Raw genomic sequence first — 22,765 nt, forward strand, 5'->3', positions numbered from 1 at the left:
AAGTCGTTTGGCGGAGGAGAAAAGATGAATGCGCAAGAAAGGAAAATAGAAATAAGGGTTGATGCGAATAAAATAAACGCCTTTGTGATCTTGCACACTCGTGAGATTTCTGAAGAAGAAATTTACACCGCTTTAAAAGAGGCCGGGATAAAATTTGGAATTCTCGAAGAGAACGTGAAAAACCTGATAAAAGCACCCATAGTCAACGATCCCGTTCTTGTAGCCCGCGGCATACCAGCCGTTGACGGCAAAGACGCTTTCATAGAGTACAAGCTCAGCGGTGAAGTGAAAGAAAAAAAGCCCGTGATAATGGAAGATGGAAGTGTTAACTACAAAGAGATAAAATCGTACAACGTCGTTTCGGCGGGAGAAGTTCTGGCCGTTAAACATCCCAAAAGCACGGGAAGAAATGGAAAAGATGTCTTCGGCAATGAAATAGCCGCGAAAGATGGAAAAGACGTGAAGTTTTTACTTGGAAAAAACACGGAATTAACGCCGGACGGCGCCAAACTTGTGGCTACGGTGTCGGGGATTCCTAAGCTCGGCGATAACGTTATCGATGTCAGTGAGCTGCTTGAAATAAACGGAGACGTTGACTACTCCACAGGCAACATAGATTTTCCAGGAGATGTGCACATAAAAGGTGGTGTTAAACCAACTTTTGTGGTTAAAGCAAAGGGAAATATAAAAATAGATGGAACAGTTGAAGCGGCTACCATTCAAAGTGAAATGAGCATAGAGTGCAAAGGCGTTAAAGGAAAGAACAAAGGAATAATCTCAGCAAAAAAAGACGTAAGGGTTACGTTTTTGGAAAATGCCACTGTGGAGTGTCAGGGTTCTCTTTACGTCAGAGATTCCATAATAAACAGTGTCGTAAGGGCGGGGGAATTGGTTGAAGTTGTAGAAGGGAAAGGAGAAATAGTAAGCTCAAATGTTATGGCGAGAATAAAGATCATGGCAAAACAAATAGGTTCATGGATGGCCGCTACCACACACCTTGAAGTGGGATTAAATCCTGAAATAAGTGATAAGATGAATGAACTCTCCGCCAAGATCTACATAGATAAGGAAAATTTGCAGAAAGTTATGAAACTGGTAAGAGCTTTAGAAGAAATGAAGAAAAAGCTCGGCGGCTCTTTACCGTCCGATAAAGAAGAAACGTACGCAAAATTGAAAAAAACGCAGTACGTGCTCTATCAAGGTCTTACGAAGATGATGGACGAAATGAAAGCCTATCAACAGGAAATTGAAAGAGAAGCTGAAAAAGGTAGCGTTATAGCAACTTCAAAGGTTTATCCTGGTCTTGAGCTTAAAATAGGAAGCACGCGCGCCATAATAGAAAAAGAGATGGGCCCCACGAAATTCGTAAATGAAGATGGAAGAATAAGCGCTCAGCCTTTTGTTTCCTAAGATGGTATTCATCATTTATCTACGCTTTTTTTGACAGTATACCAGAGGTAAAGATCCAACTTTCCCAACGAGACGTTGAAATGTTCGGCAATGGGTTTAAGGCGCGATTCGTAATCCAGGTACTTTTTCTTCGACCAGCCTTTTGGAATTTCGTCTACGATATTTGAATTCAGCATAAGTTTTAATATGTGTTTGTCCAAAATCGCAACTTCCTCTTTCCCGACGTTTCTCAAAAAATGACTGGCTTCTTTCCATCCGATTCCTTTGACGTTCTTCACAATGTACTCTCTTGCTTGAAAGACAGGCATTTTCAAAATTTCTCTAAAACTACCTAAAAGCCATCGGTTGGAGTATATGTATTCAGCCCTTGCATGTGGAAATCTGTGGCCAACCCTTTTTAAGGCAGCTTCAAGTTCTTCTTTTGTAAAATTAACAAATCCATTTCCTATTTCTTTTTGAGCTCGAATTCCACCCTTCGCAGACCAATTCGCAGTCAACACACAAAAAGAAAGCTCATTGAAAAGCTCCTCTTCGCTACCATTTTGACCTAACTCCACAAACTCTTTCCATCTTTTTTCCACCAGTGGGGTGGCTTGGTCAAATATTTCTTCCACCTCTAAAATTACTTTTTTCATTTCACCAAACTCCCTATGAGCTTCATGAACCTTTCAACGCTCTCTTCTGTGCGCCAGGGAGGGATAAAACCCCTGTAATTTTTTGCCCTTTCTACATCCCGGCTTAAAAGGATTTCGTCTTCCTTAACGGAATAAAAATATCCTTTTTTCTCAAGGTATTCTCCCAAATATTCCTGCTCAGTTTGTCCTGGAGTTGGAATAAGAAGCCCTTTTTTTCCAAGTTCCACCATGTCCATAATAGTTGAGTAACCCGAACGCGCTATGACGAATTTCGCACGGTTCATTAGCTGGTCTCGAACGCCCTTTCCAGCGTAATTTATTATTTCAACACCTGGAATGTTTATTTTCTTCGTTTCTTCGGGCGTGCCTCTGACAAGTACAATCTTTCCCTTTAGCTCGTGCAGTTGAGAAACTATTTTATCTTCTAACATGCTTCTGTTTGGCTCTCTTCCGGAAAGGGAAATAAGGTAATCGATATCTTCTTTGACATCCATCTTTTCGTAATCGGATAATATACCGATGTACTCTATCATATCTTTTAAAAAATAAGACAGATTGTGAGAAAGATCACCGGTTAAACCATCGTTTTCTTCAAAATCGGGAACGACAAATTTTTTAAAGGATTGACGAAAAAAGTAATTGAACTTCTCTGTCTTGTTTCTCAAAAAACTAAGAAAGCTCGGTGGAATGTAACGAAGCTGATGAAATATGAAAACAGACGGCTTCTTTTTATCAAAAGCGCCGTACTTAGAATCCGATATGAAAAGATCGATATGTCTCTCTTGTGAAATCTCCAAAATTTGCTTGTGCTCCTTTAGCATTGCATTGATTATAGAAGGCATTATGAAAGAAAGCTTTACGGCAAACGCTCCATTCTTACCGTAGGGACTCGGGTACATGACGCTTTCAATGTAATCGCACTTATCGCCAAACTCTTCTTTCAAAGCTATCAAAGGACGATGAGCGGTGTATATCGTGAGATGATGTCCTTCTTTTACCAATCTCCTCATGATTGGCAAACCCCTCGTCATGTGCCCCAATCCCCAGGTGCACAAAGCGTAAAGAATGTTCATTTTAACACCTCGCAATTCACCATACAATGGTAATCTCGGGCTCCAATTCTACTCCGAGCTTTTCTTTTACCTCTTTTAAAACTCGCATGTAAACGCTTTTAAAATCTTCGAAGGTGGCCTTGCCAACGTTAACGAAAAAACCGGCATGCTTTTTCGAAACCATAACCCCGCCGACTTTAAAACCCTTGAGCCCTGCCGCATCTATAAGGCGCGCGGCGTAATCGTTCTCTGGATTTTTGAATATACATCCGACGCTTGGCATGTTCAGAGGCTGACTATTCTTCTTCATTTCAAAGAACTTTTCAACCTTTGTTTTAACCTTTAAGGGCGTGGAGTACTGAAGTTTTAAAACACATCCGGCAATCCACATATCTTCTGAATGAAAAGAAGAGCTTCGGTAAGAAAATTCAACTTCGCCTGCTCTCAATTCTTTTACTTCTCCTCTTTTATTTACAACCACAATACTTTGTAGACGATTTGAAATTTCTCCACCGAATGCGCCGCTATTCATGAAAACGGCTCCACCTATTGTTCCGGGAATGCCACTGGCAAACTCAAGACCGGATAAACCTCTCTTTTCCGCTTCGCTTATTATTTTTGAAAGGCTAACACCACTTTCCGCAAAAATGTAATTTCCATCAAAACGCATTCTTTTCAGATGAAGGGTGCTTACCAGAGGCACACTTATTCCATCGCGTATAATGGTGTTAGATCCTCCTCCAATGATTTTGAAATATTCTCCGTTTTCATGAAACGCTTGTATTATTTCTGCCAGTTCGTTAACGCTTGCAGGTTTTAAGAGTTTTTTAACTTTTCCCGCCATACGAAAAGTTGTGAGAACAGAAAGCTCACTTTCACTTGCCATTTCCGCTAACTTCGCTTGCGTTCCTTCGACCGTACTCGCACACCTCCCTAAACGGACAGTCTGTACACTTTGGCTTTCTCGGTGTGCACACTTCCTGACCGAAATTCACCAGCGCGCCGTTAATCTCTGTCCAATATTTCTTTGGCAAAATCTTCATGAGCTCGAATTCGGTTTCTTCTGGCTTGCTGGTTTTTACAATTCCCATACGATTTGTGATTCTATGAACGTGCACATCCACGGCTATCGCAGGAATGTTGAAAGAAACCGCCAAAACTATGTTGGCCGTCTTTCTACCAACGCCTTTTAACGTCAGGAGGCTTTCGAGATCGTTGGGAACATTTCCTTTGTACCTTTCAACTATCTCCTTCGCGATCTCAATGATTCGCTCCGCTTTTTGCCTGTACATTCCCGCGGCTTTTATGAGCTTTTCCACTTCTTCTCTCTTCGCTTTAGAAAGCTCATAAGCACTTGGGAATTTTTCAAACAACGCCCCTGACGCAATTTCCGTGTTTGCATCGCGAGTTCTTTGACTCAGCACCGTACTTATGAGTACGTAAAATGGATCCCTTCGCTCATGAAAACGAGGATAGAGCTTTATCACATTCAGAAGCGCGTTTAACGCTACTTTTTTATCCAACATATTTATCGTCTTTCATTACTTTGAACTTTACTTCTTGCTTTCTAATTTTACAATATAGGATATTATATCAGATGTCGACATTTTTTGTTCACCATTAAGTAATAAATTTCTGTTCCAATCGTTCAAATATTCTTCACCAATTTTTTTCGCCTTAGGGTTTTCAAAAGCGTACGTGTAGACCTCTTTCAGTTGCTTGAGAAAAACTGTTCGATTTTTTTCCAGCTCTTGGTACTTTTCCAGGAAATTCCTGATCAAAGAATGAATTTTTCCGTTGTTTTGCCATCTTTCTTCGTCTTTTAGGTTCCATTTGTAAGCGGGCTTGAATATCTGTAACGTATCGTCAACCACGGTAAGGGCCTCCGCGTACTTCTTCTCATTTATAAATGTCTGAGCCAATGAAGTGAATACGTCAAACACATTCACAGGCACTGCCCAGTAAGTTTTTTGCATGTATTTACCTATCCAAATGTATTTCTTGGCTATTTCTTTTATCTTTGCATAAGTTTGCGCGTTCATTGGTGTATCTCTCAATATGTTGTTTATGTATTCGGAATAGACGTTATCCCAGCCTGGGTACCTGTTCCAACCTCCAGGCAAGATGAAAATCGTTTTGTCGTACCATTTTTCCATTTCTATCCTGTCTTCATCAGCGAGTTTTTCGTGATCTGAAATGATCTTTTTGAAATCATTCTTGAACTTCGGGAATTGCTTCATGGCACGTTCGTAAACGCTTATTTGTTGACGTTCCATGTGATAAAGGTTGGAAGAGAACTCGGCTATCAATCTGTAGGAATTCTTCTCGTCAAATGAAAGGAACGAACTTTGCAAATAATCTATTCCATCCCTGTACATCTGCATTTGTATCAATTGATTTAAGTTCAACTCATTCCATAGCTCAACTAAACTCTTACCATTTTTGACTAGTTTTTCTATCAATTCGTAGTCTTCAATGTAATTGAGATGCCTGTAAGGTGGATATATGTAATACGTCATACCTTCTTTTCCGTAAAATAGATCCTTTAATATTTTCAACTGAGCGGTTGTACTTTTCTTCAAAGCTGCGTTCAACTCTCCAACCACAGCCTGATCACGTTGTGGAAAAGTGCAAAGTAAACCCAAATAAAACTCAGACGTGCCGTACGTCCAATCCCATCCTAACGAATTCATGAAATTGTAAACCGCGCCGTTGTAAGAAAGATTTTGGTTCTTTTCAAATATTTTGAAATTTTCCTCCAAATTCTTTTGCGCATTCAACAAGTTGTTCATCTGTTTGTTGTATTCCTGAACGCGTTGTTGCTCCAATTGTATTGACGCTTGCGTTCTATTCAAATTGGGATTTCTCATCATCAACGCACTCAGATGCTCTGGAATGTAGTTTTTCGGATCAAGATAAGCGAACTTTCCCTTGTAAGCTTTTAAAAGCTGAATGTCGTTTTTCACGCTTCGAAGTTGGGATGAAACGTCTCTTGCCGCCTTTTGATAAGCGCTGATGTACTGATAATTGACATTGCCCTTTAAAAAGTAAACTTCGCTTACAAAGTACATCGTTTTCAACAGCGCCACACTGCCAGCTATGACAATGGCCACCGTTGCCACTGTTACGAATTTTGCTTTGTTAAGAACCCATTTCCACGTGTAATCTTCGTCTTTGTTGAAAAGATTTGAATTCAAAAACGCGAGCAGGAACATCAAAGTCATAGAATCCGGCATAAGATGCTCTGCAAATGAAAGCACACTCGTTAAAATGGTAACCAACGATGCCGATGCCAGCATCATCATCAACATCGCGTTGTCGTATTTTTGCTTCTTCAAAACCCTCAAATAGTAGAGTAACAACGAAATGAGAAAGAAAATTATCGACAAGAAACCAATTATTCCAGTTTCTCCCAAAACTTGAACGTAATCGTTGTGGGCCCTTTTGAAATTGTTCCACGCGACGATAAGAGCGGGATGATGTTGAACCGCGACACCAAGGTAGTGCAACACGTTTGTCTGATAGGTTCCTATGCCCTGTCCGATGATGGGATGATCTTTCCATTGATAAAACGCGGCCCACCACGCCAAATACCTTTGCTGCCCACTACCGCCAGAGGTTGTGGCAGAAGAAATGGTAGAAGCCCTTCCAAAAAGGCTGAATCTACCGCCAGTAAACGGTCCCGGCACAGAATAGAGCAAAAATTCCAGAAGTACCGCAATTGCAAATATCACCACCATCATTGTGGTGAATCTGGCGATTTTTTTGTAAGTTTGGCTTACTTCAAGAGCCTTTTTACTTTCTTCAGAATCGTTTTTATCCTTCTCTTTGAAATTGTGGTAATACGTGTAACTCAGGGCAAAGAAAACGAAGGAAGCCGGTACTGCCAGATAATCTCCCCTTGTCTGTGAAAAAATTATAACCGCAACCATCGCTATGGCTTCGATAAGAACAGAGACTTTTATAACGGTTAACCTCGAATAAATCTTCTTTGCATTTTCCTTCGTTATCTTGTAACCAAGATCTTTGGAAAAAAGAAAGTAAAAAGCGACGAAAAGCATAACGCCGAGGTAATCGGGAACGAAATCTGGATTTCCTATGGACGCCCTTACATTCATCCTTACGTAAGGCGTGCCTATGTGTCCAAGCCATATATCGTAACCGGTGTAAAAATTTAGAAAAGCGTCTAAGGTTATAAAGCCAGCACTTATCAACAGCATACCAAGAATGTTTATCATAACTCTCTTGGAATCAACTCTGTTCATAAGGTATATGGCAAAGACAAATGTCAAAACCACGTAAAGCGCAACCTGTCCAGAATACCTTAAATAAGGCATATCCTCTGCCATCACTGAAAACAAAGAAAGCAACGCAGCCACACCAAATAATCCCCACCCCACGGATGGAAGCGTGAACTTTATCGTAATGCTTTCACGTTTTCTCGAATTCCATATCGCACTTATCAGTACGATAAATGCCAGGATGGAAAAGAAAGCGTACTTTTGTGTACTGTACTCGTAAGTCCATCCTTTTATCGTAACGATAGGAATGAAAAGTGCTATCAGGTAAAGCGTGTACTCTTCGAATTTTGAGATATTTGATTTAACCGTTTCCATGAACATTACCCACCTTTCAAGCAAATCGTATTTTTGCTTTTCACGCAGGGATTATATCACGTTGAACATCATAAAGCATAAACAATTGCACCTAAAACGGCAGAAAGAATTATTATGTATACCGGATCTATTTTCGTTTTAACAAAAAAAACAAAAGAAATACCCGCCAATACCAGTGTTAACCATTCTCCATGCGATGCTTGAAATAATGAATAAAAGGTTAAAGATATAAGCGCTACCGAGGCCACACGTAACGCGTTGTCAATCTCTTTTGAACCGGCCTTGATGAATCTTGATAGAACACTCACCACAACTATTATCAAGATGGAAGGAGATAGTATTCCCAACGTTGAAAAGATCGAACCCAATATACCATTTATTCTAAATCCAACGTAAGTTGCGACGTTTACGGCTACCGGACCCGGGGTGAGCTGCGAAACGGAAACGATTTTCGGAAAGTCCAAGGGGCTAAGCCAACCGTGTGATATGACCTCATGGTTTATCAAACCAACGACTGTCCAACCACCTCCAAATGAAAGAAATCCTATTTTAAAAAACACCAAAAATAGCTCTAAAGTTTCCATTTTTTCTCACCCAGCCAAACAATCAGCACTATGAATGAAAATATAACCAAGACGTAATTCGATTTCACGATAAGAAGGAAAGTTCCAACGAGTGTCACTGAAATTTCCAAAAGATTCCACTTTTTCGAAGATATCATTTTGTAAAGTACGCCTCCTATCAATCCCATAACGGCGCCGTAGGCTCCCTTTAGAAAGCCCACGATAAAGGGCGAGTTTGAAAAAGTCGAAAGGATGGCACCAATTAGCACTATCGCAAAAAAAGGTGGAAGTATAACTCCTATTCCACCAGCCAAGCTTCCCTTTAAACCGGCAATTTTTCCTCCAACAAGCACTGAAAGGTTAAAAGCCACGGAGCCGGGAATAGATTGCGCTTTTGCGAGTAAAGTGTAAAACTCATCTTTATCCATCCATTGTTTTTTTTCCACCCCATTTGCCAAGACAGGTACCATCGCGTAACCACCGCCTATGGTTAGCAATGATATTCTGAAAAATGTCGCAAAAATGGAAAAGAAGTTTGCTTTTTTCATCTTTCCTCCCAGAGATGGCTTCAAAACGTTCTTCAGAGCATTATACACAAATAGCATTGCCAAAATGATATAATTTTTTGAAAAGGAGTGTGCTAAGTGAAAAGAAAAGAATGGGTAATAAAAATCTCATCGGGCAAATCGGATGATCTCTTCGAATTTTTTGCCATTCATAATTTAACTTCATTTTACTCGGAAACAAATCCCTCTGAGAAAGAAGAGATCTTTCACGTTTACACAGAAGATGAAGAATTGATAAAGGAATTGGCCAAAAAATTTGACGTGTCTTACAAATCAACTTTATCAGACGATAAAGATTGGCTATCCGTGTGGAGAAAGAATTTAAAGATCGTGCGCATAGATGAAGATCTCTACGTTAACCCAGATCCAGAAAGGCTTGCTGAACCTTCAAAAGGTATTGTTATAAATGTAAATCTCGGAATGGCTTTCGGAACCGGTGAGCATGAAACCACAAAGTTAGCGGCTTTATTTTTGAAAAAAGCCTTAAAGAGGGGAATGAAAGTTTGTGACGTTGGATGTGGGACTGGTATTCTTTCCGCCATTGCAATGAAATTGGGTGCCGATGAGGTGTTGGCGGTTGATATGGATGAAAATGCCATCAAACAGGCAAAAGAAACCGCCCGTCTAAATGGTGTAAAGTACGAAGTGAAAAAATCTGACTTATTGGCACAAGTGCACGCCAAATTTGATCTTTACGTTGCAAACATAGTCTTCGACGTGTTGATGAAGCTTCTTCCACAATTGCCAAAGGGAGTGCTATTTATCGCATCGGGTATCGATAAACCACGAAGCGACGATTTTGCGAGATCCTGCGAAAAATATGAATTTCAAATAATAGAAAAGCGATGTGAAAATGAATGGTGCGCATTTCTAATAAAGACTTAAGAATTGTTTCAGCCCAAATAGGAAAGTTCCCACAAAACCTATCGGAAATATCTTTAAAATGTTCTTTTGGTTTTCCGATGGTGATAAAATCCGAGCCCGTTCTAAATGGCAAACCTTTTCCAACAATTTATTGGCTCACGTGTCCTTATTTGAGGTATCGAATTTCTCAACTTGAAGCGGAAGGAAAAATTCCAGAATATGAAAAAGCGCTTTTGTCGTCTTCAAAAATATACGACCGACAACTGAAAGCTCACATCATGGCTAGAGAAGAAGCGTTAAAGATGCTAAAGAGATCAAATCTGAAATGGGTAAAAGAGAGAATAAAAAATGCGGGCATGGGTGGCATAGTTGATTTTTCACACATAAAATGCCTTCATTTGCACGTGGCTTATCATCTTGGTGGAATTAAAAATCCCGTGGCCGAAATGGCGTTAAACGAAATTGGAACACTGGAATGTTCGAACGCCATGTGTAAAAAGTACGAAGAGGTGGATTGAATGGATTATTTTGGTGTCATTGACGAGGGAACAACGAGCACGCGAGCTATGATTTTCACAGAAGAAGGAGAGTTAGTATCCATTTCACAAAAAAAACTGACGACTTTTTACCCAAGAGATGGATGGGTCGAGCAATCGGCAAAAGAATTGTATGAAAAAAGCGTTGAATCGTTGAAAGAAGCAGCACAAAAGTGCAAATGCTCGCCCAGATTTCTTGGTATCACAAATCAGCGTGAAACTGTGGTAGCCTGGAATTCAAAAACAGGTGAGCCTCTATACAATGCCATCGTTTGGAGAGACAAAAGAGGACAAGCGCTTTGCGAAAAAATAAGAGCGAAAGGATATGAAAACGAAATTCGCAAAAAAACCGGTTTGTTATTGGATCCTTATTTTTCCGCCTCGAAGATGAAATGGCTTATAGACAATGTAAAAGAAGTAAAAGATGCGATGATGAAGGGAGAACTGAATTTTGGAACCGTAGATTCGTATTTGATATGGAAGTTAACCGGAAAACATCTAACAGAGGTGTCAAACGCTTCTAGAACGCTTCTTTTCAACCTATCAACGCTCTCCTGGGATGATGATTTACTTGAGATTTTTGGTGTACCGTTAGAAACATTGCCCGAGGTTAAACCCTCCGCTTACGATTTTGGCGCCTCGAAATATGGAGATGTTGTAGGGGTTTTGGGAGATCAGCAAGCATCGCTTTTTGGAAATAGATGTTACAATGTTGGTGAAGTGAAATGCACTTACGGAACAGGAGCTTTTGTTTTGGCTAACATTGGAAGTTCAAATGCTTCAATCCCAGATGGTCTTTTAAAAACAATAGCCTGGAAAATAGGAAATGAAGTAACCTATGCATTGGAAGGATCGATTTTAGGAAGTGGTCATAACATCACGTGGATAAAGAAGAACATAGGCTTGATAGAAGAAGAAAGAGAAATAGAACCTCTTGCGAGATCGGTTGCTTCAAGCGAGGGAGTGTATTACGTACCAGCATTGGATGGAATCGGGGCACCAAGGTGGATTCCCGAAGCACGAGGAATTTTTTTGGGCTTAAGTTCTTTTCACACAAAGGCTCATATACTTCGTTCGATTTTGGACGCCATGGCATTTTCCACCGTTGAAGTTGTAGATTCCTTTCGAAAGAGTGGTTTACCCATTTTCAAAATAAGCGTGGATGGGGGAGGAGCTAAGAATTCTTTGCTCATCCAAATTTTGGCAGATGCTTCAAACGTAAAAGTAGAAAGACCAAAATTCAATGAAATGACAGCCTACGGAGCGTTTTTGATAAGTGGAATTGGCGCTGAAAAGTGGGATTTTGAGAGACTGAAGTTATATAATAACCCATCTGATATCTTTGAATCCAAAAAAAATCTTTCAAACGAATACGCTAAATGGTTAAAAGCCGAAGAAATTGCAATAAGATGGTCGAAAAAAGATTTTTAACTGACAGAAAGGGGAAAACGCGTGCGCTTTTACGTCGATTCGGCAAACTTGAAAGAAATAGAAAAGGCCATTTCGTTAAGATACGTTGAAGGTGTAACAACGAATCCCTCTCTTTTAAGGCGTGAAAGAATATGGGAAAGCTTTGAAAGCATAGAGGAATTTTATTCAAAGTTGATGAATGTGTGCGATGGAGAAATTTTCGCACAAATTCCTTCGTCTTACATCCCAGAATTTCTAAGAAAAATAAAAAGAATGGACACTTCCCGATTTGTTGTAAAAGTCCCATCGGTTCCAGCAGGCTTAAAAATTGCCAGTGAGTTAAAAGAGAAAGGATACAAAATTTGTGCAACTGCCGTTTACACGTCTTCACAGGCTTTGATGTGGGACGCACTTGGAGTTGATTACATTGCCATTTACATTGACAGAATGAAAAAAAGAGGCTTCAACGTTTTTGAAAACGTGTCTTCCATACTCAAAGCGTTAGAAAATGGCAAAACGAAAGTGTTGGCCGCAAGTGTTAAAGATGTAGAAGAGTTAACAATTGTTATGAATTTAAAGATAGAGCACATGACTTTGAATTACAAAATGATAGAGGATATAACCAAGTGCTCTTTTAGCATAGAAGACACAAAAATTTTTGATAACGACTTTGAAGTGGTGAAGGAACATTTTTACGAAGATGAGAATAGATGAATTCGATGTTGCAAAGGGATTTGCGATATTCGTTGTTGTGTTTGTTCATGCAACTTTTTTGAACTTAGACAAATTGCACGTCCTTACAAGTGGACTACTCATGGTATCTTCAACGCTTTTAGCGCCCGCTATAGCGATTTTTTTCTTCGTATCCGGCTTTTTGGGGTATCGTAGCTATGTGAAGAGAAAGAGTTTTAAAATGTTTGAAAGTCAAAGGTTAAAATCTATTTTGATTCCGTACGTGATTTGGTCAACAATATATCTTTTACTTCAGATTGAGGTGGGGTACATTATAAAACAACCCTATCATTTTACATTTGTAAATTTTGCCCAAAAATATTTGTTAGGGGAAGCGTTTTTACCTTTCTATTACATAATAGTTCTTGCGATTTTTTATCTTTTAACGCCAATAATTTCAAAAATGGACTTAATCAAAATGAAGAAATTATTGATAGTTTTGTTCATAAGTGGACTGACAGTTATGAGTCTTTACTTCGTACCACTTTACTTTGGTAAGGAATACGTGTCTTCTTTAATGACATATCGAGATCCTCTCGCATGGATGTTTTTTTATGTTTGGGGAATGTATTTGGCCAGAAATGACGATATACCCTGGAGAAAACGCCCTTCTATTAAAGTTTTGATTTTGTTTTTTGTATTTTACGCTCTTTCGTGCGTGGAAATAATTAGCGTTCCCAAGATCGTTCAAGATTGGGAATCTTACCTGATTCTTGGTCCAGCTGTGTACGTTTTTTATGTATTTGCAATGGAAATTTACCTATGGTTGAGTTACCATTCATTTAGAAAATTGAAAATTCTGTCAAGGATGTTATCGGCATTGGGGAAAAATTCATTTGGAATTTATCTTAGCCATGGATTGGTACTTTATTCGATCCTGGGAATTGCTCTGATGTTTGATCATAATCTGCTAAATGAGTCAAATTTCATTTTAAACGCCACAGGTGGGATTATAGGCTTAGGAATCTGTTATGAACTTTCACAAATAATGAATAAATCAACCTTACTAAGGAAAATGCTGGGATAACTTATTTGGAGGAAGCGAAATGATATTAAAAAGGATTTTATTGTTAACTTCTGAAATTGGGGCTTTTGGTATCTTTTTTTTCTTTGGAAGATCACTCTTTTTGGAGTGGTTAATACCGCTTTTATTTTTCTTTTCCGCCTTGTTTTCTTACATTATTTTCGTTACTAAAATAAAGAAAGAAAAAGATGAAAAGGCCTCTTCTTTTCTTTCATCATCAAAAAACCTTCTGATCTTTACAGTCATAAAAAACGACATCACATCGGCAAAAAGATTTGTAGGACATTACAGCAAGTTCCCTTCTAATTTTCGTACTCTGATATTTGATGATAATTCTACCGATGGAACGTACGAATATTTAGTGAAAGCTTCGAAAGATTTTGAAAATGTTGAAATTAGAAGGCTTATAAGATCCGGAAGGGTTTTACATCCAAAAGGTGAAGGATTTGAAATTGCCCTTAAAGATGAAAAAAGTGATTTTGTTTTCATCTGTGATAGTGACAGCTTGATATCGCTGGATGATTTGAATTTTTTAATTTTAACGATGGAAAAAGAAAAACTCGATTACGTGTCAGCTCAAAGAAGAAATATAGAAAAGGAAAAGATATCTTACTACTCTGCGGATGTAAATGAACTTTTCATGTCTTTGATGAATGAAGTGGCAAGTCTATTTGGAGGAAGCATATTTCCAGGATCAGGCCACTTGATTCACAAAGAAAGTTTCAAGACTTTTAAATACGATGATGTTTGCTTGAGCGATGATACTTACATTGGAAATTGGATTACGCAACACAAAAAGAAAGGGAAAAGGATATATTCTGCTTCAGTGATGGAATTGGCCCCTGAAAAATTCTCGGTTAAATTATCTCAAATGCTCAAATGGACGAAAAATGGTGTTCTTGAAAGAATAAGATCACTTTCAATGGGAGTTTTGATTCAGTACTTCGCGCTATTTATGATAATTTTTTCATTTTTATTTCCTAAGACTTATCTTTCTTTAATAACCTACGGTGTGTTGGCAATTTTATTTGGAATTATCCTCGGTATGGCGCTGTCCTTTAAAAAAATTAAAGGGGCAATACTAGGCTTTTTGGCATTTTCGTTAGAATTATTTTTCTCAACACTCTATAACGTTTACGTGTACAACAGAGCTATATTCAGTAATCCACGCTATTTGGAAAGTGGAAATTTTGAAAAAACGAAGCGTGAATGATTAGCGCTTTTTCCTTAAGAAGCTTAAAGTCTCATAAAAAGCTCTTAAAACACTCATAACTACTTTTTTTGTTTTATTGTGGCCAGGACCATAACCAAAATTTCGAACAGAACGGAAGAAATCCTTATTTCCAGCATTATGAACGACAGGAATGATTTCTCCGTTTGCCAGATAAAATGTGGAATTTTTTATGTAGAACTTTCTTTTAGAAGTTGTTGGTATGAAATTGTATTTTGAATCTATTTCGTAAAAACCACTCTTATAAATGAAATAATTGGACAATATCATATCCACTCCCCACGCCTTTTTATCCAATACAAGATCGAACATTTTTTTCACGATTTGGATAAATGTGTTGGAAGGGTAAACAACGAAACCTGCATTTATAAGATTTTTTCCTTTAAGAAAATTGACAATCTTATCGGCGTTTTTCACTTTACGGTTTGTTATGAGTATTTCCATGTTTGGAGATATTTTTTCGGTTACCCCACGTACCATTGATGGTTTTAATGTGAAAAGATGAGATATATCCGATTGAAATATTATGTCCCCACTATCACACAGGATAACTTGTTCGTATTGTGGATTGTCTATTAAAAAATCATGTAGATCCATAAATCTTAAAGTATTTATGAATCCTTCATCTTTGTGTTTGCTTTCAAAAATCAAGGCTCCATCAAATTTTTTCTTAATGTTATCACTTAGACCCCAATCTATTATTAAAACGTCCGTTTCAGATAAATTCACGTTTTCTTTTAACGATTTGTACCAATGATTAAGCAAGAAATCTTCGTATTTTTCATTACATGCTGTAGTTATTAGATATTTTTTCACAATTTCCTCCCAATTCAATAATTTCATGTAAGCGGTTTGAATTATAGCATTGAGAACAAAAAAAGTGTATAATTAGCAAAGATGAGCGAGAATCCAAATGTTGATTTTGAAGATTTTATAAAATTAATGGTGCTTTCTTTTCCATTTTTAGCAGCTTTTTATCTCATGAAAAAGGTTATACCCTCTTCTGAAATAGCTGCGGTGATTTTGATTTCATTTTCCATCTACATAATCTGGTGTTTTCACATTTTGTTGAAAAAGAAAGGCTTCGGAATAGGTACATGGTTTAGAATGAAAACATTTGGAAATGACCTGTTATGGGCTATAATAATATTTCCAATCGTTTTTGGTGTATACCTTTTGATGGCTTTTCTAACATCAAAGATCTGGAGCGCTAACATACTGCGTCCTTATTTTTCGTTGAACACAAATCCTTTTCTGATGGTCTTAGCTTTAGGGTTGTTTTTTCCAGTTGCAGAGGAAGTGCTCTTTAGAGGTGCGATATACAACTATCTGGAACGGAAATTTTCCCCTGAATTTTCAATGGTTATGGTGTCTACGGCATTTGCGGTGGTACATCCATTAGAGGATTGGATGAAAATGTTTGTGCTTGGAATACTCTTAAATTTGTTATACTATAGAAAGAAGACCTTGACGGTTCCAGCCACAATCCACGTTATGGTGAATTTGCTTTATCTGTCGATTATGTATTTTTACACGTCAAGGGTCTGAAAGAGGTGGTAATATGTTCAACAAATTTTCAAAACGGGCAGCTCAAGTTTTCGTGAATGCGCAAGATGAAGCTCGCGCTTTAGGACATTCGTACGTTGGAACCGAACATTTGCTCTTGGGAATAATGAAATCCGCCAACGGAGAGGCCTACAACATTCTCCGCGAAAGCGGTTTAGATTATCCTTCATTGAGAAAGGAAATAATAACCATAGTTGGTTCTGGCATTCCGAGGGAAAGCTTTTCCTCCCCCCAAATGACTCCACGAGCAAGAAAGATCATAGAATTGGCTTATGAAGAAGCTCAAATGCTAAAGCAAAATTACATTTCAACGGAGCACATCCTTCTTGCCATATTGCGTGAAGGTGAAGGAGTGGCAGCCCATATTTTGAGAAAATTCGGTATTGATTTGAGTGAAATGAGAAGAGAACTCATAGAAGAGATGGGGATCATACCAAGAGAAGAAGACGAAGAAAGTGATAGATTCGTTAAAGACTCTTCTAAAGATGTTTCAAGAAGTGTGAAAACTCTTGAGAATCTTGGCGTTGATCTCACAGAAGAAGCGAGAAATGGAAAATTAGATCCTGTTATTGGTCGTGAAAAAGAAATAGAGAGGATAATGCAAATTTTATCCAGAAGAAAGAAGAACAATCCCGTTCTTATTGGTGAACCTGGAGTTGGAAAAACTGCCATTGTGGAAGGACTGGCTCAAAAGATAGCATCTGGAGATGTGCCGGAATTGCTTAAAGGAAAGATCATCTTTTCTCTGGATGTTGCCGCACTTATTGCTGGAACAAAGTACAGAGGCGAATTTGAAAAGAGATTGAAAAAAGTCATAAATACGGTTAAAGATGACAAAAATATAATACTCTTCATAGATGAGGTGCACACAATAGTCGGAGCGGGGGCTGCCGAAGGGGCAGTCGACGCGGCCAACATCTTGAAGCCACCCTTGGCACGTGGTGAAATTCAAATAATAGGTTCCACCACACCAGATGAATATCGGCAATACATAGAAAAAGATGGGGCTCTGGAACGAAGATTTCAAAAGGTGTACGTTAGCGAACCCACAGCAGAACAAGCACTGGAAATATTAAGGGGTTTAAAATCCAAGTACGAAGTTCACCATGGAGTCAAATACAGCGATGAAGCTTTAGAATTCGCAGTTAAACTCTCTCAGCGCTACATAAGTGATCATTATTTACCAGATAAAGCCATTGACGTTATAGACGAAGCTGGTGCGAGGGCACGCCTGCAAAATATGATCATTCCGGATGAGATAAAGAGGATAGAAATTGAGATAAAGAATGCGCAAGAAGAGAAAGAGCTTGCTGTTGCTCGCCAGGATTACGATCAGGCTGCGGAAATCAGATTAAGAGAAAGGGAGCTTCAACAAAGATTGAACGCCGCTTACAATAGGTGGAAAAAAGCGCATGAAACGGAAATAATACATATCGGAACTGAAGATGTATCGCAAATAGTTTCAAACTGGACAGGCATACCTTTGACGAAGATCGAAAAGAGCGAAAGTCAAAAGTTGTTAAGTCTGGAAAAAGAACTTCACAAACGAGTTGTTTCTCAGGAAGAAGCCATTCGGGCGATATCACAAGCTATAAGAAGGGCAAGAGCTGGATTAAAAGATCCAAGAAAACCAACGGGTTCATTCATGTTTTTAGGTCCAACCGGAGTGGGAAAAACAGAGTTGGCCAAAGCGTTGGCTGAATATCTCTTTGGAGACGAAAATTCTCTTATAAGGATTGATATGTCCGAATACATGGAAAGATTTGCCGTTTCGAGACTTGTTGGAGCCCCTCCAGGCTACGTGGGTTACGAAGAAGGAGGAACTTTGACAGAAAAAATAAGGCGAAAGCCTTTTTCAGTGGTTTTGCTTGACGAAATAGAAAAAGCCCACCCAGACGTTTTCAACATCCTGTTGCAGATATTAGACGAAGGGCGCTTAACCGATTCACAAGGGCATACCGTTGATTTTAGAAATACCATAATAATAATGACTTCGAATTTGGGTGGAGAAATAATAAATAAGACAAAGCACGCTTTGGGTTTCGTTGAAGAAAATAGCGAAGAAGCTTCCTACTCTTCTATGAAGTCCATAGTGATGGAAGAAGTAAAAAGAACGTTTAGACCTGAATTTTTAAACCGACTCGATGAAGTTATAGTTTTCCATCCGCTCAAGAAAAAGGATATCGAAAAGATAATAGACATTCTCATGAAAGATGTGAAAAAACGTATTGAAGAACGTGGAATGAGGATCACTTTAAACAGAAAAGCGAAGGAATACATCATCTCAAAAGGATTCGACCCAATATACGGTGCGAGGCCTTTAAAGCGGGAAATTCAAAGGGATATAGAAGATCCCCTCTCAGAAGAGTTATTGGCGAACAAGTTTTCTTTAGGAGATACCATTGTGGTAAGTGTAAATAGAGGAAGAATAGTCTTTAGAAAACGAAAATCAAAAAACAAAAAGGTAATTTTAAGTGAAGCGGGAAAAGGATAAAGTTTACGTTTGCTCTAATTGCGGATACACTTCGGCAAAATGGTTTGGAAGATGTCCCCAATGTGGAGAATGGAACACCGCAGTAGAAGTAGAAGGGGCCGTTAAAAACGCCCCTTCTTCAATAGAATTCGCATCTTCAAAAGAAAGCGTTTTAAAAACAGAACGCGTAAAAACGAGGATGCGAGAGATGGATAGAGTTTTAGGTGGTGGATTAACAAAGGGAAGCGTGATTTTGCTTGCGGGTGGTCCGGGGATTGGAAAGTCTACATTGTTGTTGCAATACGCTTCCGAACTCGCAGAAAATGGAAATGTTTACTATGTGAGCGGAGAAGAGTCTATTTCGCAAGTGTTGTCGCGCGTGAAAAGGCTTGGTGTTGAAAAAGATACACTTTTTCTTTCTTCCAGCGTCGAAGTTGATGGTATTCTTTCCTCTATAAAGGGAAAGCCGGTCGCCGTTATTTTCGATTCTATCCAAACTCTTCACATATCTGGCATGAACGCGTTAACCGGAAGTCTATCCCAAATGAGAGAATGCACGGCAAAACTTGTAGAATACGCAAAAAAAACCGATACGTCAGTTTTCATGATAGGTCATATAACTAAGATCGGAAACATAGCAGGACCTATGGTGCTTGAACATATGGTAGACACGGTGCTTTACCTGGAAGGAGAAGCGAGATCTGGAAGAAGAATTTTGAGATCTACAAAAAATCGTTTTGGGCCCACGGACGAAATAGCAGTTTACGAAATGAGCTCACGAGGAATGGTAGAAATTCCAGATCCATCTAAAATATTTGCCGACATGGACTCTGAAGAACCTGGCAACGCTTTATCAGTGGTAGTGGAAGGTTCTCGTTCGTTGTTGGTAAATGTTCAAAGTTTAACAACTTTTAACAGGCGCTCAAATTCAATAAGAATTGCTCGAGGAATAGAAAATTCAAGGCTTTTCATGCTTTCGGCTTTAACATCAAATTATCTGGGAGTTCATTTAGAAAATAACGATCTTTATCTAAACATTTTAGGAGGATTGAAAATCACAGATCCGGCCATCGATTTGGCGGTAATCGCTGCGCTCTATTCTTCTGCAAAAAAGATGAGCTTTCCGGTAAAAACCGTTTTTATTGGAGAAGTTGGACTTGACGGAAGGGTAAGACCCGTACAACAAATGAAAATGCGAATTTCAGAAGCGAGAAGAATGGGAATAAAAAGAATTATATCTTCTTACCTTTCAAAAGAAAAAGGAATTATGGGTGTTAGAACGATAAAGGAAGCCATAGCAAAGGCTCTGATGGAGGATGAATGAAATGGATTACGACGAAATATTGAATATGCTGACATTGGTTTCACCTGGAACGGCTCTGAGAAATGCCATTGACGATATAATGCGAGCAGACAACGGTGCCATAATATTTTTCGTGCAGAATCCATCTGAATACGTGAAAAACGGAATCATTCAACCAGGCTTTGAACTTAACTGTCCATTTACCGCTAACAAACTATACGAACTTGCAAAGATGGACGGCGCCATAGTTATATCTGAAGATCTTAAAACTATTTGGTACGCAAACTCTCATTTGGTACCAGATAGTACCATACCTAGCGATGAAACTGGAACGCGGCACAAAACTGCTGAAAGGATTGCCAGGCAAACCGACAAATTCGTTTTGTGTATTTCTCAAAGAAGAAAAGTTATAACTCTCTATCGTGGAACATGGAAACACATGTTAAATGACGTCTCATTCGTTGTTATGCAAATGAATCAAGGCCTTCGTGCTATTGAGAGGTACAGAAGTAATTTTGATAAGGGGATTTCTGATATAGACATTCAGGAAATAGAAGGACGGGTTACGTTATTTGACGTGGTTGAAGTTATAGAAAGGGGAATTGCAATTCTTCAAATTTCCAAAGAATTGAATTTCTATCTTGCCGAACTTGGAGAAGCAGGAACACTTGCAAAAGTGCATTTGAATGAATTGCTTTACGATGTGGAAAATATCATAAAATTGCTGATAATGGATTACGCATCTGATGAAGCAATAGGCGAGGAACATGAACCGGGTGATGTCTTTACAAAATTGATGGGTTACAAAGGCGATTCCAATTTTATCGCAAAAACTCTCGGCTATGAACTTCAGGAAGCTCAACTGTTCGAATTGGAAATCCAACCTCGTGGCTATCGATTACTTAGAAATATTCCAAGAATACCCATGAGCGTTGCAAAAAACGTGATAAAGCGCTTTAGAAATCTCTCGGGCATTTTAAACGCATCCTTCGATGAACTTGTCAAAGTTGAAGGAATAGGCGAAAAGCGTGCTCAATCGATCATCACTGGCATCTCTTCTCTAAAGCATAGAGCGAATTTGAAATGAATTATAACGACGTTAAGCGCATCAATTATTCGCGTAAAATTATTATTTGGGGGGAATAATCATGGAATGGGCGTTGGCTTTAATACCAACTTTCCTTGGTCTTTACGTTGGATACACATTGCACCCGGGAATGGGAATGCTGCCAGGAGGCGTTATAGGAGCATCTGTAGGTGTCGCACTTTACTTTTTGTTCAAAGACTTAAAAGGTAGAAAAATAGAACCAATAAGTTTTTCCGTGGGTTTGGGATCTTTTACCGTTTTTTCCGCAACGGGTTTATTCCTTACCGACCATTTATGGAGCAAAAACATCATAACGATTTCAGCCGTAAAACTCTCTGTGATTTTTATGGCACTTTTAAGTGCTGTTGAAATATCTAAAAGGGTGAATTTAGAAAAGATATTAAGCAAAGAGAAGTTCAAAAATAGAGGAAGTTTTATATTTGATACATCGGCGCTTTTAGAAGACAAAATTTTAGACCTTTTTGACATAGGGCTCTTCAATGGTACCGTTATTGTACCCCAATTCGTTCTAATAGAATTACAAAAACTCGCAGATAGCTCTGACAATGAAAAGAAGGAGAAAGGACGCAAAGGATTTGAAATAGTTGAAAAGATAAAAAAGATCCCGGACATAAACTTTAAAATAGACGATACCATAACTTACGAAGAAGGAAAAGTAGATGAAGAAATAGTAAATCTTGCAAGAAAGTTCAGCGGACAAATAGTAACTTTGGATTACAACCTCACGAAGATGGCTCAATTGCAAGGTGTAAAGGTGCTGAATTTAAATCATCTTTCCGAAATACTCAAACCCACTTTGCTTCCAGGCCAAAAAGTTATGATTCAAATAATTCGAAGAGGAAAAAACAAAGAACAGGGAATAGGATTTACAGAAGATGGAACGATGATAGTTGTGGAAGACGGTGGAAACTTCGTTGGTACAAACCATGAAATAGTCATAACAAATATTCTTAGAACAAATGCTGGAAAGCTCTTATTCGGGAGAATAAATCCAAAATGACAACTGCCATAATTCTATGCGCGGGATCTTCTACACGCTTTTCACAGGGAAAAGATAACAAAACGCTTCAAATATTGGATGGAAAACCGATCTTCATGCACTCGGTGGAAAAATTCCTTTCGTGTGGCGTAAAAAAAATCATCTTGGTTGTAAAAATAGAAGAAAAACCTCTCTTTGAAAAATTCCTTCCAAAAGAGGAATTTTTTTCCTTTGTCGTTGGTGGAAATAGAAGACAAGATTCTGTGATGAACGCTTTAAAAGTAATTGAAGATAATGAAAAAATTTTAATCCATGACGGCGCACGTCCTTTGGTAAGTGTTGATTTAATCAACAGAGTAAAAAACAAAATAGTACCTCACGCATGTGTGGTGCCAGTTATTCCAAGTGAAGATGCTTTAAGGATAAAAAAATATGGTAAACTATACTCCATAGATCGAAGCAAAGTTTTCAGAATACAAACGCCACAAGGTTGCATTGCCGGAGAATTGAAAGAGCTTTATCAAGAGCATGAAAATGAGTATTTCTACGATGATGCTGCAGTTTTTGAAAAAAATGGAATAGATGTCATAGGTGTTATGGGAAGTAAGGAAAACGTTAAAATCACAACAAAGGAAGACATAGCGTTAGTCACTTTTTTCTTAAAACGTAACCAAGGGAGGAAAGAGTTCTGACATTT

General features: G+C 38.6%; 21 protein-coding genes. 13 read left to right on the forward strand and 8 right to left on the reverse strand.

All coding sequences use genetic code 11. The features are described from left to right. The first annotated feature begins 24 nt into the window (after positions 1 to 24). Positions 25 to 1,410, forward strand: coding sequence for a flagellar assembly protein A (locus ACXJIN_RS04295; protein WP_456399769.1), 1,386 nt, complete (start codon positions 25 to 27; stop codon positions 1,408 to 1,410). Between the two features lie 11 nt (positions 1,411 to 1,421). Here ACXJIN_RS04295 and ACXJIN_RS04300 read toward each other — a convergent pair whose 3' ends face one another. From ACXJIN_RS04300 to ACXJIN_RS04330, 7 genes are all read right to left on the reverse strand, one after another. Further along, on the reverse strand, positions 1,422 to 2,045 hold the full coding sequence (locus tag ACXJIN_RS04300) for an N-glycosylase/DNA lyase (protein WP_456399770.1): 624 nt from the start codon (positions 2,043 to 2,045) through the stop codon (positions 1,422 to 1,424). Further along, the gene (locus tag ACXJIN_RS04305) at positions 2,042 to 3,118 is read right to left on the reverse strand and encodes a glycosyltransferase (RefSeq protein ID WP_456399771.1); all 1,077 of its coding nucleotides are present in this window, start codon (positions 3,116 to 3,118) and stop codon (positions 2,042 to 2,044) included. The genes ACXJIN_RS04300 and ACXJIN_RS04305 overlap by 4 nt, the downstream gene beginning before the upstream one ends. Before the next feature lie 16 nt (positions 3,119 to 3,134). Beyond that, positions 3,135 to 3,983: a UDP-N-acetylmuramate dehydrogenase gene (gene murB / locus ACXJIN_RS04310; RefSeq protein WP_456399772.1), complete on the reverse strand. Its 849-nt coding sequence runs from the start codon at positions 3,981 to 3,983 to the stop codon at positions 3,135 to 3,137. Further along, positions 3,973 to 4,620: an endonuclease III gene (nth, locus tag ACXJIN_RS04315; protein ID WP_456399773.1), complete on the reverse strand. Its 648-nt coding sequence runs from the start codon at positions 4,618 to 4,620 to the stop codon at positions 3,973 to 3,975. Before nth ends, murB begins: the two co-directional genes overlap by 11 nt. A 30-nt stretch (positions 4,621 to 4,650) precedes the next feature. Further along, positions 4,651 to 7,713, reverse strand: a complete 3,063-nt coding sequence (locus ACXJIN_RS04320; protein WP_456399774.1) for an O-antigen ligase family protein — start codon at positions 7,711 to 7,713, stop codon at positions 4,651 to 4,653. Positions 7,714 to 7,781: 68 nt separating this feature from the next. Continuing rightward, on the reverse strand, positions 7,782 to 8,297 hold the full coding sequence (locus ACXJIN_RS04325) for a chromate transporter (protein WP_456399775.1): 516 nt from the start codon (positions 8,295 to 8,297) through the stop codon (positions 7,782 to 7,784). Continuing rightward, entirely contained in the window at positions 8,285 to 8,824 is a 540-nt protein-coding gene (locus tag ACXJIN_RS04330) for a chromate transporter (RefSeq protein WP_456399776.1), read from the reverse strand. The genes ACXJIN_RS04325 and ACXJIN_RS04330 overlap by 13 nt, the downstream gene beginning before the upstream one ends. A 96-nt stretch (positions 8,825 to 8,920) precedes the next feature. On the opposite strand from ACXJIN_RS04330, the gene ACXJIN_RS04335 reads away from it, so the two are divergent. The 6 genes from ACXJIN_RS04335 to ACXJIN_RS04360 are packed head-to-tail and all read left to right on the forward strand — an operon-like array spanning position 8,921 to position 14,621. Beyond that, positions 8,921 to 9,727, forward strand: a complete 807-nt coding sequence (locus ACXJIN_RS04335; protein WP_456399777.1) for a 50S ribosomal protein L11 methyltransferase — start codon at positions 8,921 to 8,923, stop codon at positions 9,725 to 9,727. Then, positions 9,700 to 10,224 (forward strand): DUF501 domain-containing protein, encoded by a 525-nt coding sequence (locus ACXJIN_RS04340; protein WP_456399778.1) that lies wholly within the window; start codon positions 9,700 to 9,702, stop codon positions 10,222 to 10,224. The genes ACXJIN_RS04335 and ACXJIN_RS04340 overlap by 28 nt, the downstream gene beginning before the upstream one ends. Beyond that, on the forward strand, positions 10,225 to 11,673 hold the full coding sequence (locus tag ACXJIN_RS04345; RefSeq protein WP_456399779.1) for an FGGY-family carbohydrate kinase: 1,449 nt from the start codon (positions 10,225 to 10,227) through the stop codon (positions 11,671 to 11,673). It begins immediately after the preceding gene. A 21-nt stretch (positions 11,674 to 11,694) separates the two neighbouring features. Then, entirely contained in the window at positions 11,695 to 12,366 is a 672-nt protein-coding gene (locus tag ACXJIN_RS04350; protein ID WP_456399780.1) for a transaldolase family protein, read from the forward strand. After that, a complete protein-coding gene (locus ACXJIN_RS04355; RefSeq protein ID WP_456399781.1) occupies positions 12,353 to 13,411 on the forward strand; it encodes an acyltransferase in 1,059 nt (352 codons plus the stop codon). Before ACXJIN_RS04350 ends, ACXJIN_RS04355 begins: the two co-directional genes overlap by 14 nt. A 19-nt stretch (positions 13,412 to 13,430) precedes the next feature. Further along, positions 13,431 to 14,621, forward strand: coding sequence for a glycosyltransferase family 2 protein (locus ACXJIN_RS04360; protein ID WP_456399782.1), 1,191 nt, complete (start codon positions 13,431 to 13,433; stop codon positions 14,619 to 14,621). Here the strand turns inward: ACXJIN_RS04360 and ACXJIN_RS04365 are convergent, their stop codons facing one another. Continuing rightward, positions 14,622 to 15,455: a glycosyltransferase gene (locus ACXJIN_RS04365; RefSeq protein WP_456399784.1), complete on the reverse strand. Its 834-nt coding sequence runs from the start codon at positions 15,453 to 15,455 to the stop codon at positions 14,622 to 14,624. 81 nt (positions 15,456 to 15,536) lie between these two features. On the opposite strand from ACXJIN_RS04365, the gene ACXJIN_RS04370 reads away from it, so the two are divergent. The 6 genes from ACXJIN_RS04370 (at position 15,537) to ACXJIN_RS04395 (ending at position 22,760) form a co-directional block, all read left to right on the forward strand. Beyond that, a complete protein-coding gene (locus ACXJIN_RS04370) occupies positions 15,537 to 16,187 on the forward strand; it encodes a CPBP family intramembrane glutamic endopeptidase (RefSeq protein WP_456399785.1) in 651 nt (216 codons plus the stop codon). A 13-nt stretch (positions 16,188 to 16,200) separates the two neighbouring features. Further along, positions 16,201 to 18,699 carry an ATP-dependent Clp protease ATP-binding subunit gene (locus ACXJIN_RS04375; protein ID WP_456399786.1) on the forward strand — a complete coding sequence of 833 codons (2,499 nt, stop codon included), beginning with the start codon at positions 16,201 to 16,203 and terminating at the stop codon, positions 18,697 to 18,699. Further along, positions 18,680 to 20,002: a DNA repair protein RadA gene (gene radA / locus ACXJIN_RS04380; RefSeq protein WP_456399787.1), complete on the forward strand. Its 1,323-nt coding sequence runs from the start codon at positions 18,680 to 18,682 to the stop codon at positions 20,000 to 20,002. Before ACXJIN_RS04375 ends, radA begins: the two co-directional genes overlap by 20 nt. A 1-nt stretch (position 20,003) precedes the next feature. Then, positions 20,004 to 21,068 (forward strand): DNA integrity scanning diadenylate cyclase DisA, encoded by a 1,065-nt coding sequence (gene disA / locus ACXJIN_RS04385; RefSeq protein WP_456399788.1) that lies wholly within the window; start codon positions 20,004 to 20,006, stop codon positions 21,066 to 21,068. Positions 21,069 to 21,129: 61 nt separating this feature from the next. Further along, on the forward strand, positions 21,130 to 22,089 hold the full coding sequence (locus ACXJIN_RS04390; RefSeq protein ID WP_456399789.1) for a PIN domain-containing protein: 960 nt from the start codon (positions 21,130 to 21,132) through the stop codon (positions 22,087 to 22,089). Then, positions 22,086 to 22,760, forward strand: a complete 675-nt coding sequence (locus ACXJIN_RS04395; RefSeq protein ID WP_456399790.1) for an IspD/TarI family cytidylyltransferase — start codon at positions 22,086 to 22,088, stop codon at positions 22,758 to 22,760. Before ACXJIN_RS04390 ends, ACXJIN_RS04395 begins: the two co-directional genes overlap by 4 nt. Positions 22,761 to 22,765 lie beyond the last annotated feature (5 nt).

This window comes from Mesoaciditoga sp., from assembly GCF_054006115.1.